The 14073-nt window shown below is 60.6% G+C and carries 12 protein-coding genes; all 12 read right to left on the bottom strand.

Annotated elements, in window-relative coordinates:
- Positions 1 to 41 precede the first annotated feature (41 nt).
- Complete coding sequence (tsf, locus tag HOC_RS14870) at positions 42 to 944, bottom strand: translation elongation factor Ts (protein WP_035539985.1); 903 nt, start codon at positions 942 to 944, stop codon at positions 42 to 44.
- A gap of 39 nt (positions 945 to 983) precedes the next feature.
- On the bottom strand, positions 984 to 1784 hold the full coding sequence (gene rpsB / locus HOC_RS14865) for a 30S ribosomal protein S2 (protein WP_035539982.1): 801 nt from the start codon (positions 1782 to 1784) through the stop codon (positions 984 to 986).
- Between the two features lie 145 nt (positions 1785 to 1929).
- A complete protein-coding gene (gene dnaE / locus HOC_RS14860; protein ID WP_051624941.1) occupies positions 1930 to 5352 on the bottom strand; it encodes a DNA polymerase III subunit alpha in 3423 nt (1140 codons plus the stop codon).
- A 79-nt stretch (positions 5353 to 5431) separates the two neighbouring features.
- On the bottom strand, positions 5432 to 6121 hold the full coding sequence (locus HOC_RS14855; protein WP_035539980.1) for an ABC transporter ATP-binding protein: 690 nt from the start codon (positions 6119 to 6121) through the stop codon (positions 5432 to 5434).
- Positions 6121 to 7413 carry an ABC transporter permease gene (locus tag HOC_RS14850; RefSeq protein WP_035539978.1) on the bottom strand — a complete coding sequence of 431 codons (1293 nt, stop codon included), beginning with the start codon at positions 7411 to 7413 and terminating at the stop codon, positions 6121 to 6123. The genes HOC_RS14855 and HOC_RS14850 overlap by 1 nt, the downstream gene beginning before the upstream one ends.
- The gene (proS, locus tag HOC_RS14845; protein WP_035540025.1) at positions 7410 to 8729 is read right to left on the bottom strand and encodes a proline--tRNA ligase; all 1320 of its coding nucleotides are present in this window, start codon (positions 8727 to 8729) and stop codon (positions 7410 to 7412) included. The genes HOC_RS14850 and proS overlap by 4 nt, the downstream gene beginning before the upstream one ends.
- Positions 8730 to 8778: 49 nt before the next feature.
- Positions 8779 to 9012: a DUF1467 family protein gene (locus HOC_RS14840; protein ID WP_035539975.1), complete on the bottom strand. Its 234-nt coding sequence runs from the start codon at positions 9010 to 9012 to the stop codon at positions 8779 to 8781.
- Complete coding sequence (gene mce, locus HOC_RS14835) at positions 9012 to 9440, bottom strand: methylmalonyl-CoA epimerase (protein ID WP_035539973.1); 429 nt, start codon at positions 9438 to 9440, stop codon at positions 9012 to 9014. Before mce ends, HOC_RS14840 begins: the two co-directional genes overlap by 1 nt.
- A gap of 5 nt (positions 9441 to 9445) precedes the next feature.
- Positions 9446 to 11062: a ribonuclease J gene (locus HOC_RS14830; RefSeq protein ID WP_241767044.1), complete on the bottom strand. Its 1617-nt coding sequence runs from the start codon at positions 11060 to 11062 to the stop codon at positions 9446 to 9448.
- 75 nt (positions 11063 to 11137) lie between these two features.
- Positions 11138 to 11905 carry a type III pantothenate kinase gene (locus tag HOC_RS14825; protein ID WP_035539970.1) on the bottom strand — a complete coding sequence of 256 codons (768 nt, stop codon included), beginning with the start codon at positions 11903 to 11905 and terminating at the stop codon, positions 11138 to 11140.
- A gap of 5 nt (positions 11906 to 11910) precedes the next feature.
- On the bottom strand, positions 11911 to 12648 hold the full coding sequence (locus HOC_RS14820; protein ID WP_035539968.1) for a biotin--[acetyl-CoA-carboxylase] ligase: 738 nt from the start codon (positions 12646 to 12648) through the stop codon (positions 11911 to 11913).
- Positions 12645 to 14072 (bottom strand): NADH-quinone oxidoreductase subunit NuoN, encoded by a 1428-nt coding sequence (gene nuoN / locus HOC_RS14815; RefSeq protein ID WP_051624940.1) that lies wholly within the window; start codon positions 14070 to 14072, stop codon positions 12645 to 12647. The genes HOC_RS14820 and nuoN overlap by 4 nt, the downstream gene beginning before the upstream one ends.
- Position 14073: the final 1 nt, after the last annotated feature.

Below are 14073 nucleotides of genomic sequence, written 5' to 3'. Positions count from 1 at the left end.
GGACTGTTTAAGGCCTCACGTGGGGCTAAAGGCAAGCCCGATCAGCTGCCTTTTGTGAGGGAAGCCACTTCATCTGCGAAGTTATCCGCAGCTTTTTCAATACCTTCACCCAGTTTGAAGTGAACGAAGCCCGTCAATGTCGCGCCTTGATCTTTCAGATAGGCGGCAACCGTCTGGTCAGGGTTCATGACAAAGGGCTGCTCGAGAAGAACAACTTCCTTGTAGAACTTCTGCATCCGGCCCTTGATCATGCCTTCGATGATATTGTCAGGCTTGCCGCTTTCGCGGGCCTGCTCGGTCAGCACGCGCTTCTCGGTTTCAACCAGAGCCGGGTCGAGCTCGTCCGTCGTGGCAGCAGCCGGCGACGTTGCAGCGATGTGCATCGCGATCTTGCGACCGATATCTTCCAGATCGCCGGAACCCGACAGGGCCACCAGGACGCCGACTTTACCCATGCCAGCCGTTTCGGCGTTGTGGATATAGGAAGCAACCTTGTCAGCCGAGACCTTGGCCGAACGGCGCAGCGTCATGTTCTCGCCGATCGTGGCGATCATGCGCTTGATCATGTCGTCAACCGTGCCGTTGCCGTCTGGTGCAGGCGCAGCGGCGACAGCTTCAACCGAACCACCGGTGCCGAGTGCGGCTTCAGCGATGCCGGCGAGGGCTTTCTGGAAGCCTTCGTTGCGGGCTACGAAGTCGGTCTCAGCGTTCAGTTCGACGATCGCGCCGGACTTGCCGTCAGCCGACACTTTCACAGCCACGAGGCCGTCAGCAGCGGTGCGGCCCGACTTCTTGGCAGCTTTGGACAGGCCTTTGGCGCGCAGCCACTCGATGGCGGCTTCTTCGTCGCCGTCATTCTCAACGAGGGCTTTTTTCGCATCCATCATGCCTGCGCCGGTTTTCTCGCGCAGTTCCTTGACGAGCGCAGCAGTAATCTGGGCCATTGCGGTTATCCTTCAGTGTAAGAGTTCAACTCGGAGGGCTTAGGCGCCCGTTGCATCTTCCGTGGTTTCGCCATCAGCAGCAGCGACATCAGCATCGGCCAGGCCATCGAGGTCTTCGAGGGCGCCGAGGTCAACACCGAGGCCAGCCGTCGACTCTGCAAGGCCATCGAGCACTGCATCTGCGAACAGGTTGCAGTAGAGCGAGATGGCGCGCGCCGCGTCGTCGTTGCCGGCAAAGCCGTAGTCAGCGTCTGCAGGATCGCAGTTCGTGTCGAGAACAGCCACAACCGGGATACCCAGCTTGCGGGCTTCCATGACGGCGATAGCTTCCTTGTTCGTGTCGATCACGATCATGGCAGCCGGCAGGCCGCCCATTTCCGAGATACCACCGAGGGCGCGCTCAAGCTTGTCGCGGCGACGCTCCAGGTCGAGAAGCTCTTTCTTGGTGAGGCCTTCGCCGCCACCGGTCGAGAACATCGCGTTCAGCTCTTTCAGCTGCTTGATCGACTTGGACACGGTGGTCCAGTTGGTCAGCGTGCCGCCGAGCCAGCGGTGGTTCATGTAATACTGGGCGCAGCGCTGGGCTGCTTCTGCCACGGGATCAGACGCCTGGCGCTTGGTGCCGACGAAGAGAACGCGGCCGCCCTTGGCAACCGTGTCGCGCACGAAAACGAGCGCCTGGTGCAGCGACGGGACGGTCTGGGACAGGTCCATGATGTGGATGCCGGAACGCTCGCCGTAGATGTACGGCTTCATGCGCGGGTTCCAGCGGTGGGTCTGGTGACCGAAGTGAACGCCAGCTTCGAGCAGCTGACGCATTGTGAAGTCAGGTAGTGCCATCAATTTTCTCCATCCGGTTAGCCTTCGCGGGTGGAACGTTGGGCCAAAATGGCTTTCCGCACCGGATGCACCCGGGAATTGGTTTCAGATGAGGCGGCTTATACAGAAAACCGCACCTTCGGCAAGCCGCCCAGATGCGCTTTTGTCACGCGGCCTTCATGGGTTCGACGCGCTCGACACCGGGGGCATCCTTGAGGGCCCGCTGGGCCTTGAGGCCGATCGTATATGTATCCGCGAGGCGCAGGAGCACAATCCGGCCATCCTCAAGCGGCATCTCGACCAGAATCGCCCCCCGTTCATGGTCCTGCAGGCGTCCCAGATGGCTGATAATACCCACGATATCGTCGGTTTTGGCCCCGACAGCGAGCCGGACCTTGAGGGCGCCCATGGATTTGGACAGGCGCGCTGATTCGAGCTGGACGATCCGCTCGGCATTCAGCTTGATCTCGTCGCCGGTGCGCTTCACGCCGACCGTAATGGCCACGGCATTGCCCACCTGTAGCAGGTCATAGCTTTGCTGCAGCGTTTCCGGAAAGACCATCATCTCCACTTCGCCCGTTGGGTCAGACAAGGTGAGGAAGGCGAACTTGCCGCCATTGCGGGCCGGTTTCTCGTTACGCATGCGCACGACGCCGATCAGTTCGAGCGGCTTGCCGTCGCTGGCGCGTTCCTCAATCTCGATGGCGAGCGTGACACGGTCCCGGTCGATGCCCTCGAGCACATCGTCCAACGGGTGACCCGAGAAGTAGAATCCGATGGATTTGAATTCCTCGTCCAGCTTTTGCTGGCCGTTCCAGGCCTTGGCCGTGGGAAGCGACGGCCGCAGGGCCGGCTCGGCCTCACCGAACAAGCCCCCCTGCCCGCCTTGACGGTCTTCGGCTGACTTGTTGGCCATCTGGGCCAGGATTGGCGCCGCCGCGAGCACCTTGGCCCGGTTTGCGTCGAGCCCATCCAGCGCGCCGGACTTGGAGAGGGATTCGAAGGCCTTCTTGTTGATATGACGCGGGTCCACCCGTTCGGCGAAATCATAGAGACTGTCGAACTTGCCATCTGTGTTCCGGATGGCTTCCACATGACGCATGGCTTCAAGGCCAACGCCCTTTAGCGCCCCCAGCGCGTAGACCACAGCGCCGTCGCGGACATCGAAGTCCGCGGTCGAGGAATTCACGTCCGGCGCCAGAACTGGAATCTTCAGCCTTCGCGCTTCCTGGAAGAAGGCAGCGAGCTTGTCAGTATTCCCGAGATCAAGGCTCATGGAGGCAGCGAGGAACTCGACCGGGAAATGGCGCTTGAGGTAGCCCGTCTGGTAGCCGATCAGTGCATAGGCGGCGGCGTGGGATTTGTTGAAGCCGTAACCGGCAAACTTCTCCATCGTGTCGAAGATCTCGTTGGCGAGCGGCTCGTCCATGTCCTTGCTGGCTGCCGCACCTTCAACGAAGCGCTTGCGCTGAGCGATCATCTCTTCAAGTTTTTTCTTACCCATGGCGCGGCGCAGAAGATCCGCTTCACCAAGCGAGTAGCCAGCGATTTCCTGCGCCATCCGCATGACCTGTTCCTGATAGACCGGAACACCATAGGTGGCTTCAAGGACCGGTTTCAGGTCCGGGTGGGCATATCGCACGCCCTCCGGGTTTTCCTTGCCTTGCACATAGACCGGGATATTCTCCATCGGGCCAGGGCGGTAGAGCGAGATGATGGCAATGACGTCTTCGATATTGTTCGGGCGGACCTTGCGCAGCGTGTCGCGCATGCCCGCGCCTTCGAGCTGGAACACGCCAAGCGTGTCACCGCTCGCCATCAGGTCATAGGTCGCCTTGTCGTCGAGGTTCTCCCACTCAGGCCCCACGTCGCGGCCATCGCGGCGGATCAGCTTCAGCGCGCGGTCGATCACCGTGAGGGTTTTCAGGCCGAGGAAGTCGAACTTCACGAGCCCGGCCATCTCGGCATATTTCATGTTGAACTGCGAGGCCGGCAGGTCCGCTCTCGGATCATTGTAGAGTGGCGCAATCTCGACCAGTGGACGGTCGCCGATCACCACACCTGCGGCGTGCGTGCCCGCGTTCCGGTAAAGCCCTTCCAGCGCGAGCGCGATCTTGATCAACTCGCCGACGCGCGGGTCAGCCTCGATCTCGTCATCGAACTTCGGCTCGTCGTCGATGGCTTCCTGCAGCTTGGGCGGCTTGGCCGGATTAAAAGGGATCAGCTTGGCGAGCCGGTCGACCTGGAAATACGGCATCTGCATAACGCGGCCGACGTCGCGCACCACAGCCTTGGCTTGGAGCGTACCAAACGTGATGATCATGGCCACACTGTCGGCGCCATACTTGTCGCGGACATAGCGAATCACTTCGCTGCGCCGCTCCTGGCAGAAGTCGATGTCGAAGTCGGGCATCGAGACGCGTTCTGGGTTCAGGAAGCGTTCGAACAGGAGATCAAAGCGAAGCGGGTCGAGGTCAGTGATCAGCAACGACCAGGCGACGAGCGAGCCAGCACCCGAGCCCCTGCCCGGCCCGACCGGGATGCCCTGCTCCTTGGCCCATTTGATGAAGTCCGAAACGATCAGGAAGTAGCCGGGAAAGCCCATCCGTTCGATAACGCTGAGTTCGTAATCAAGGCGTTTGAAATAGGTCTCCCGCTCGGCGTAGAGCTTGCTCGCCGCTTCGAGACGGCCTTCGAGGCCTTCCGTTGCCTGCTTGCGCAACTCCTCGATCTCCGAGCGGCCCTCATTGCTGAACGAAGGCAGGATCGGTGCGCGGGTGACGGATTTGACCGAGCAGCGCCGCGCGATTTCAGCCGTGTTCTCAATGGCTTCAGGCAGGTCTGCGAACAGCTCCGTCATCTCAGCGGCAGACTTGAGATATTGCGACGTGGAGACCCGTTTGCGGTCTTCCTGACCAAGATACTGGCCATTGGCGATGCACATCAGTGCGTCGTGCGCCGTGGCATCGGTCGGCTTCATGAAGCGCGCGTCGTGGGTGGCGACCAGTGGCAGGTCCAGCTCATAGGCCAGATCGATCAGTCCGGGCTCAACGGCCACCTCGTCCGGCATGCCATGGCGTGTGATCTCGACATAGCAGCGGCCGGGAAAGGCGCTCGCAAGCGTCGAAAGTTCAGTGCGGGCATCGGCAACCCTCCCCTTCAGCAAGTGACGGGCGATTTCTCCTTCGGAGCCACCGGTCAGAACGATCAGGCCGTCCGTGTCGTTCAGCAGCAGGTCGCGGTGCAGTTTCGGCACACCGTCGTCGGCATCGAGATACGCGCGCGACGACAGCAGCATCAGCCGCTGATAGCCGGTCTCGTCCTGGGCGTAGAGCGATATACGGCTCGGTTCGCTGCGATGAGCGCCGTCCGTCAGGTCGAAGCAGCAGGCCATGATGGGCTGGATGCCGGCATCCGACATGGTGAGCGAGATTTCGAGTGCGCCGAAGAGGTTGTTCCGGTCCGTCACCGCAACCGCCGGCATGCCGTGTTCCAGCAGCCAGCCTTTCAGGCCCTTGGGCGTGATCATGCTTTCGAGCAGAGAATAGCTCGACCGCACGGCAAGGTGGATGAAGGGCGACTCAGGCAAAGCGATTTCTCCTGCGGAGAGTGTACAATGCCGCTGCTGCCGCAACCAGACCACCCGTCAGCGACGGCTGTTCCACAGCTTATTCCGGCTTGTAATCGACCAGTTGGCCGTCCTGTAGGGTGAGGACGCGGTCCATATGCTGTGTCAGCGCGAAATTGTGCGTTGCCACCAGAACCGCCGCGCCTTCATTGCGCACCATCTTGATGAGGGTCGCGAAGACGCGCTCAGTCGTGACAGGGTCAAGGTTGCCGGTCGGTTCGTCGGCAATCACGAGGCGCGGGTCATTGGCCAGTGCGCGGGCGATCGCCACGCGCTGCTGCTCGCCGCCGGACATCTGGCCCGGCTGGTGATGGCCGCGATCAGCGAGACCCATGACTTCCAGTAGCGCCTGAGCCTTCTCGCGCGCGGCTTTCTTCTTCACGCCGGCAATCATCAGCGGCATGGCGATATTGTCCGCCGCGTTGAATTCCGGAAGCAAATGGTGGAACTGGTAGACGAAGCCGATCTTGTTGCGCCGAACAGCGGTGCGGCCCCGATCGTCGAGTGAGAGGCAGTCGATGCCATCGAGCATGACCTTGCCACCTTCCGGGCGCTCCAGCAGGCCCGCCGTGTGTAACAGCGTGGATTTACCTGACCCTGATGGCCCGACAAGGCCGACAAGCTCACCCGCATTCAGGCGTAACTCGGTCCCTCGGAGGACCGGCAGTTCGCCCGCTTCGGTCCGGTAGGTTCGGTCGATGCCGATGAGTTCGAGGACGGGACCGGACATTATTCGAACCTCAAGGCGCTGACCGGATCCTGGCGGGAGGCCCACCAGGCCGGAATGATCGAGACGCCCATCGACATGAAGAGGGCATAGAGACCAGTGCGGATCACTTCATGCCAGTCGAGGATCGCAGGCAGGCCTTCAAGGCCATAGGTTTCCGCATCGAAGACTTCGCCCTGGACGAACAGGTTGATGAAGGCTTCCACGTAATGGATGTTGAGCACCACGAGAACGCCCACAAGCACGCCGAGAAGCGCCCCAGCCGTGCCCAGCACTGTGCCCACAAGCAGGAAGACACGCAGAACGCCGCCCCGGCCGAGACCGATTGTGCGCAGGATCGCGATATCACGGGATTTGTTCTTCACCAGCATCACCACGCCAACGATGATGTTAAGTGTCGCAATCGCCATGATGACCATGACCAGGAGGCGCACCATCGTGCGCTCAACGCGCAATGCGTTCAGATAGCTCTCGCGCTGGCTCTTCCAGTCGAATGTGTAGAGCGCATTGCCGGTCGCGTTGGCGATGGCCGCCATGGCTTCGTGTGTTTTTTCGGGGTCCTTCAGCCTAATATCCAGCATGGAATAGTGGCCCTTGGACTGGAACAGGATCTGCGCCTGTTCCATCGGCATGAAGGCATAGAGGCTGTCGAGTTCGACGCTGCCTGTCTTGAAGATATCGCCGACGACGTATGACTTGCTGCGCGGTGTGCCGCCCATCGGACCAGCAGTTTGCTGCGAGGTGATGATCTCAACCTTGTCGCCCGGACGAACGCCCAGGCCTTCGCGCCCGGCTGCGAGGAAGGCACCCAGCATAATGACGTCACCACCATTGCGGCCCTCACCGAAGCCAGCATCGACGGCGGCTTTGCCACCGTCCTTGAGGAAGGGCATCGTCGCCAGGTCTTCATTGCGGATCGCCCGGACTGCAGCGCCCGTCTTGCGGCCATTGGCCGTGATCAGGACGTATTCCTCTATATAGGGCGTCACGCTCGTGATGCCGTCGATCTCGCGGATCTTGGCAGCGAGGGCGTTGGCCTCGTCTTCCGTATAGCTGCTGACCACGCCATAGACATGGGGTTGGCCACCGAGCAGCGCATCCAGCAGGGTCGCCCGGAAACCGCTCATGACGGACATGGTGATGATCAGCGCAGCCACGGCGAAGAAGATGCCGACGAAAGAAATGATCGAGATCAGCGACGCCCCGCCATGTTCCCGCTTGGCGCGCAGGTAGCGCCAGGCCAGCGTGCGTTCCAGCATGCCGAACGGCGCGGCGCGATGACCCAGCTCGCTCATTTTGGCGCCACTTTCTTGATCGCTTCCGCAAAGGGCATCTCGGTCTTCTCGCCCGTCTTGCGGTGCTTGACCTCGACAACCCCGTTCTCGATGCCGCGCGGCCCGATAACGATCTGCCATGGCAGTCCGATCAGTTCCATCCGGGCGAACTTGCCGCCCGCGCGCTCGTCCGTGTCGTCATAGAGCACGTCCATGCCTGCGTCCGTCAGCGCCTTATAGGCGTCGTCGCAGGCGGCGTCACAGGCTGCATCGCCAACGCGCATATTGATCAGGCCGACATGCCAAGGGGCCACCGATTCCGGCCACACGATGCCGTTCTCGTCATGGCAGGCCTCAATGATGCCGCCGACAAGGCGGGATACGCCAATGCCGTAGCTGCCCATCTGCACGGGCACCATCTGGCCGTCTGCCGTTTGCACAACCGCGTTCATGGGCAGCGAATACTTGGTACCGAAGTTGAAAATATGGCCAACTTCGATGCCGCGTGCAGACACCCGGCTTTCAGCCGGGATGGCCGCGAAGGCTGCCTCATCGTGCATCTCTTCGGTCGCGGCATAATACTGCGTGCGCTTTTCGACTTCGGCGTTCAGGTCGCTGTCGAAATCCAGGTCCAGTCCGGGCGGCGGCAGGTCCAACAGGGCCTTGTCGCAGAACACGGCGCTTTCGCCCGTATCGGCCAGGATGATGAATTCGTGGCTCATGTCGCCGCCGATGGGGCCGGTATCGGCACGCATCGGAATGGCCGTGAGGCCCATGCGGTCAAAGGCATTGAGATAAGCACAGAACATTTTGCGGTAAGATACGCGCGCGTCTTCCTCCGTCAGGTCGAAGGAATAGGCATCCTTCATAAGGAATTCACGGCCGCGCATGACGCCGAAGCGCGGACGGACCTCATCGCGGAACTTCCACTGCTGGTGATAAAGGTTCAGCGGCAGCTGCTTGTAGCTTTTCACATAGGCCCGGAACACGTCCGTGATCAGCTCTTCATTGGTCGGGCCGAAGAGCATCTCGCGGTCGTGCCGGTCGGTGATGCGCAGCATTTCCTTGCCATAGTCGTCATAGCGTCCGGATTCGCGCCATAGATCGGCTTGCTGCAGCGTCGGCATCAGCATTTCAACGGCGCCCGCGCGGTTCATCTCCTCGCGCACGATCTGCTCGATCCGCGTCAGAACCTTCAGACCCATCGGCAGCCACGTGTAGATACCGGCGCCGTTCTGGCGAACCATGCCGGTACGCAGCATCAGCTTGTGCGATGCGATGGCCGCATCTGCCGGGGCCTCTTTGCTGACCGGCAGAAAATACTTGGAAAGGCGCATGAATTCCCCGTTATCGATGGACTTGGCGCTCAACTAGCCGCAGCCGCCCCTACTCCGCAAGGAGCAGCGGCACAACGACGGCGGCAATGGCTGTCAGAACTGCTGCGCCGATACTGGCCCACAGCGCTTTCTTCCAGATCATGGGGCGGACAGGCGCGCCTTCTTCGGTGCCCGGTGTGTGCGCGCCATCCTCGAACTGACCGCGAACGCCAATCGGCAGGACTGCGAAGAAGCAGATCCACCAACACAACACGAAGACGACAACGCCGCTCGCTATGGTCATTAGTGGTGGCCTTTCGGCGTTTCCATCAGCTCGATCAGAACGCCGTTCGAGTTCTTCGGGTGCACGAAGATGATCATGGTGCCATGTGCGCCGATGCGCGGCTTGCCGAGCACTGTCGCGCCGCGTTTGTTCATCTCGTCCACGGCCTGGTTGATATCATCCACCTCAAAGCAGACATGGTGTTGTCCACCCTTGGGGTTTTTCGTGATGAAATTGGCGATAGGCGATTCGGCGTTCAGCGGCTCAATCAGTTCGATCTGCGCGTTGGGCAGGTTGACGAAGCAGACTTTGACGCCCTGCTCCGGCATGTCGAAAGGTGTGGTGATATCGGTTGCGCCATACAGGGTGCGATAGGTTTCGCAGGCTTCCTCAAGGTCCGGAACGGCAACGCCAACGTGGTTCAGCGGGCCCAGTTTGAATTCGCTCATCGTGTTCAACTCCTCAATACGGTCACATCTATCATCGGGCGTCGGCCGAACGTGGAATCGCAGGCCTTGCGCAACGCGCGGCCGATCTCGCGTTCAACCAGATCATCTTCAAGCCGGGTCTTGCGCTTCATTTTCTGGACAGCATTTTCCGCTGCCTCATCCAGCTCATCGAGGCTTTCGTCAGCAAGGCGCCCGTCAGCTTCAGAGAAGCCGCGAACGACCACGACCGGGCCGTCAATCACGTCACCGGCTTCATCGATGACGACGCTGGCAAGTACGAAACCATTCTCCGCAAGTTTGCGGCGCTCGTTTATGCCCTGCGCGCCTTCCGGCACGAGGAACTTGCCATCGAGATAAAGGCGCCCGGCAGGGACAAGATCAATGATCTCGGCCTTTCCCGGCGCGAGGCGCACAAGACTGCCATTGCGCGGGGCAATTGACTGCGGCACCTGCAGCGACTTGGCGTATGCGGCGTGTTCCACGATGTGGCGGCGCTCGCCATGGACAGGCACGGCAATCTCGGGCCGTACCCACTGGTACATGCGCTGCAGCTCGCCGCGGCACGGGTGGCCGGAGACGTGGATCGGATCCTTCACCATGCGCGGCGTGATGATCCGCACGCCCTGGTCGGCGAGCGAGTTCTGGAGCTGGAAGATTTCGCGCTCATTACCGGGAATGATGCGGCACGAGAAGATCACGCAGTCGCCCTCATGAAGCGACACGTTGCGGTGGTCCTTGCGGGCGATACGAGCGAGTGCGGCGCGTGCCTCGCCCTGGCTACCAGTACAGAGATAGAGAATGTTCTCGGCCGGAATGGAACTGGCGTCCGCCTCGTTCACGAATTCCATATTGCGCGGCAGGATGCCGACGGCTTTTGCGGCATCAGTGATGCGGTGCATGCTGCGCCCGACGAGGCAGACGCTGCGACCGGCCAGTTCAGCCGCCTCGATGATGGATTTCACGCGCGCCACGTTGGACGCAAAGGTCGTGACGGCAACGGCCTGCTTCTGTTCGGCGATGAGTTCGATCAGGCCCTGCTTCACGGTCTCTTCAGAGCCGGACTCGCCTTCCTCGAACACGTTCGTGGAATCACAGACCATGGCCAGCACGCCGCGATCACCGAGCGCCGTAAGGCCCTTGATGTCCGTCGGCCCGCCAATCTGTGGATCGGGATCGATCTTCCAGTCGCCGGTGTGCAGGATCATGCCTGCCGGGGTCTCGATGGCCAGCGCGTTGGGTTCAGGGATGGAGTGGGTCAGGGTCACGTAAGTGACCGAGAACGGCCCGGCAACGACCGTGCCGCCCAGCGCAACCGGCTTCAGCCAACGCGGATCGACACCGCGCTCCAGCATCTTGGAGCGCACGAGTTCCGTTGTGAACGGCGTCGCATAGATAGGCGCCTTGGTCTGCAGGCGCGGATAAAGCAGGCCGACAGCGCCGATATGGTCTTCATGGGCATGGGTCAGGAAGATCGCGTCGATCTGCTCGCCGATGAGATAGTCAGGATCGGCGCAGATGAGGTCGATCCCCGGCGTATCCAGCGATCCGAACGTGACGCCCACATCGACAAGGATCCAGCGGCGCGCATGGGCCGGCCCATAGCCGTAGGCGTTCAGGTTCATGCCGATTTCCTCGCATCCCCCTAGTGGGAGGAAAACGAGTTCGTCGCTGATTTGTGCTGAATCGGCCATAAGGTCCTATTTATTACGTTTATAGATTTCGAGGAGGCCCGTGATGAGAATATCCGGGTCATAGTGGTCAATCGTTTCGCTGGCGCCTTCAAAAAGCGAGGCAACGCCGCCGGTCGCAACCACCTGCAAGGGCTTTCCATACTCGGCCTTGATGCGTCGCACCAGCCCGTCAATCAGGTCGATATAACCCCAGAACACACCGGACTGCATCGCACTGATCGTATCCTGGCCAATTACCCGCGCGGGGCGCTGAATGGCGATGCGCGGCAATTGCGCTGCGGCATCGTGCAGGGCGCTGACAGAAAGGTTGATACCAGGGGAGATAATGCCGCCCTCAAAGCCGCCATCCTCTGCAACGATATCAAACGTTGTCGCCGTACCGCTATCGATGACGATCAGGTTGCCCGGATAGGTGACATGCGCACCGAGCGCGCTGACAATCCTGTCGGCACCGACTTGCTCGGGGCGGTGAATACGGATTTCGACGCCCGATTTGAGCGCTGGATCACCAATGAACATTGGCTCTACATTCAGATAACGGCGTGCAAGGTTGCGGAAGTTGAACACCGCTTGCGGCACAACGGTCGAAATCACGCAGCCATTGATTTTGCTTAGATCCATGCCGTGCATGTCCGCCAGGCGCCAGAGCCATGCCGCATGGTCGTCGGCCGTCTTGCGGGCATCAGTGGCGCTGCGCCACTGGACGACCCATTTGTCGCCATCGTGCACGCCGAAAACAGTGTTCGTGTTACCTACGTCAATCGCAAGCAGCATCGCGCTTATACTCTCCCTATCAGGTCAACGTCTCCAGCCCTTATGGTCTGCCGCGTGCCATCGGGCAATCTGAGTATAAGGGCACCCGTTTCGTCCATGTCCTCGAAAATGCCTTCAACAGGCTCTGCCGAGGCGTTTACACGTATAGTCCCACCGAGCCCCTCCGCACGTTCCAGCCAGCTTTTTCGCAGCGTTGAGAAGCCCGAGCGAGCCTCGACGAGGCGTGCTGAAAAGGCGTCTCTCAGTGCATCAAACACCATGGCCGCGGTAATGACCGTGTCTCCGCGCAAAGCTGCAATTGAAGTTGCGCTTTGGCCTGCGCCCTCTGGCGCATGTGTGACATTGATACCCATGCCAGCGGCTACCCACGTATCAGGGCCTGACATGCCGGTTTCGATCAGGATGCCGGACAGTTTCGCGCCATGGATACGTACGTCATTTGGCCATTTGACCTGAACAGCGGCATCAGGCGCGAACTGCAGCGCCATATCACTGACGGCCAGCGCTGCGGCAAACGGTGTACGGGAGGCGACAGCCAGGCCGCTTGGTTCGCGGTAGAGCACTGTCGTGAAAAGGTTTCCCGGCGGTGACAGCCAGTTCCGCTGAAGCCGTCCGCGACCAGCTGTCTGAGTTTCGGCAACAAGCCAGCAGTCGGTGAATCCCCCTGTCGCGGCACGGCGTTTTGCCTCGGTATTGGTGCTGTCTATCGTGCCGAGATGATGGACGGGCCAGTCAAACTTCAAGAGGGCAGTCCCAACGCGGCCGTATTGGCCCACTCGGCTAGCGCGTTGATGAAGATCAGGAACACGATGCCCGCCACAAAGGCCGAGACCAGAACAGTGAGCGTCACCGAACCGTCAATCGGCTCGAAGCGCTCTTTCGGTTCATCAAACCACATGATCTTGACGACGCGGAGATAGTATCCCAGCGACACAACCGACGCGACCACCAGAATGATCGCGAGCGGCATAAGACCTGCCTGAATGCCCGCATTGAAGACTTCCCATTTCCCGAAAAAACCACCGAAAGGCGGAAGGCCTGCGATCGAGAAGATCAGGATAGACAGGGCGATCGCCAGCCATGGGCGCGAGCTCATCAGGCCGCCAAGCTCGTCAATGCTCTCAACCATGCCACCGCGGCGTCGCATCGCCAGCACGCCGGCAAATAGACCGAGCGATGAAATCACGTAGAGGGTCATGAAGATCAGCAGGGCCCCTGCTCCGGTCTCACGTCCTGCAGCAACGGCCACAAGTGCGTAGCCCATGTTGGCAATCGAGGAGTAGCCAAGAAGGCGCTTGATGTTGGTCTGCGTCAGCGCGCCGAACGAACCCACAAGCATCGACATGCCGGCGATGATCGAAATGACCATCTGCCACTGGTCGAGAATGTTGCCGAAGGCCGTGAACATGACATTCGCGAAGACGACCATGGAGGCCATTTTGGGCGCGGTCGCGAAGAAAGCGCCAACTGGCGTGGGGGCGCCTTCGTAAACGTCGGGCGTCCAGACGTGCATAGGGGCAGCAGACACTTTGAAGGCCAGGCCGACAATCATCATGACCATGCCGAAGAGGAGCCCAATGGATGTGTCAGCCGTGAAGATGCCGGCATAGCTCGTCGTGCCTGCAAAGCCGTACACAAGCGAAGCGCCATAGAGCAGCATGCCGGATGCCAGTGCGCCCAGTACGAAATACTTGAGGCCCGCTTCGGAAGAGCGCGCAGAGTCGCGGTGGAACGCGGCCAGCACATAGGACGAGAGGCTCAGCGTCTCGATGCCCATATAGAGGGTCATGAGGTCTGAAGCGGACAGGATGATGCCCATACCGAGCGACGCGAAAATCGTCAGCAGGACGTATTCGTAACGGATCGTGTCATGACGCTTGAGGAAGCCCTCGGACATGATCAGCGCGAAGCCGCCAACAGAGAAGCTGACGAATTTTGCGAAGTTCACGAACGTGTTCGTTCTCACGAGGCCGCCGAACGCCTCACCGCCCTCATAGAAGATGAGCGTGATTGCCGCAGCGCCGAACAGGGCCAGCGCGCCGTATTTGAATGACAGGCTGTTGAACCGGTCCTTGAGCAAGGCGCCCAGCAGGACGCCCACAAGGCCAGCTGCCGCAAGCCAAAGCTCCGGTCCGATTGCCAGGATCATAGCAGTATAGTCGAGCATG

The organism is Hyphomonas oceanitis SCH89 (assembly GCF_000685295.1).
GTDB lineage: Bacteria > Pseudomonadota > Alphaproteobacteria > Caulobacterales > Hyphomonadaceae > Hyphomonas > Hyphomonas oceanitis.
Note: the sequence above shows the minus strand (reverse complement) of the source record. Positions and strands in the feature narration are given on the sequence as shown.

Bases quoted from the DNA above. Each gene is read 5' to 3' on its own strand.
- tsf (WP_035539985.1), bottom strand. From the start codon at position 944: ATGGCCCAGATTACTGCTGCGCTCGTCAAGGAACTGCGCGAGAAAACC.
- rpsB (WP_035539982.1), bottom strand. From the start codon at position 1,784: ATGGCACTACCTGACTTCACAATGCGTCAGCTGCTCGAAGCTGGCGTT.
- HOC_RS14855 (WP_035539980.1), bottom strand. From the start codon at position 6,121: ATGTCCGGTCCCGTCCTCGAACTCATCGGCATCGACCGAACCTACCGG.
- HOC_RS14850 (WP_035539978.1), bottom strand. From the start codon at position 7,413: ATGAGCGAGCTGGGTCATCGCGCCGCGCCGTTCGGCATGCTGGAACGC.
- proS (WP_035540025.1), bottom strand. From the start codon at position 8,729: ATGCGCCTTTCCAAGTATTTTCTGCCGGTCAGCAAAGAGGCCCCGGCA.
- HOC_RS14840 (WP_035539975.1), bottom strand. From the start codon at position 9,012: ATGACCATAGCGAGCGGCGTTGTCGTCTTCGTGTTGTGTTGGTGGATC.
- mce (WP_035539973.1), bottom strand. From the start codon at position 9,440: ATGAGCGAATTCAAACTGGGCCCGCTGAACCACGTTGGCGTTGCCGTT.
- HOC_RS14830 (WP_241767044.1), bottom strand. From the start codon at position 11,062: ATGAACCTGAACGCCTACGGCTATGGGCCGGCCCATGCGCGCCGCTGG.
- HOC_RS14825 (WP_035539970.1), bottom strand. From the start codon at position 11,905: ATGCTGCTTGCGATTGACGTAGGTAACACGAACACTGTTTTCGGCGTG.
- nuoN (WP_051624940.1), bottom strand. From the start codon at position 14,072: ATGCTCGACTATACTGCTATGATCCTGGCAATCGGACCGGAGCTTTGG.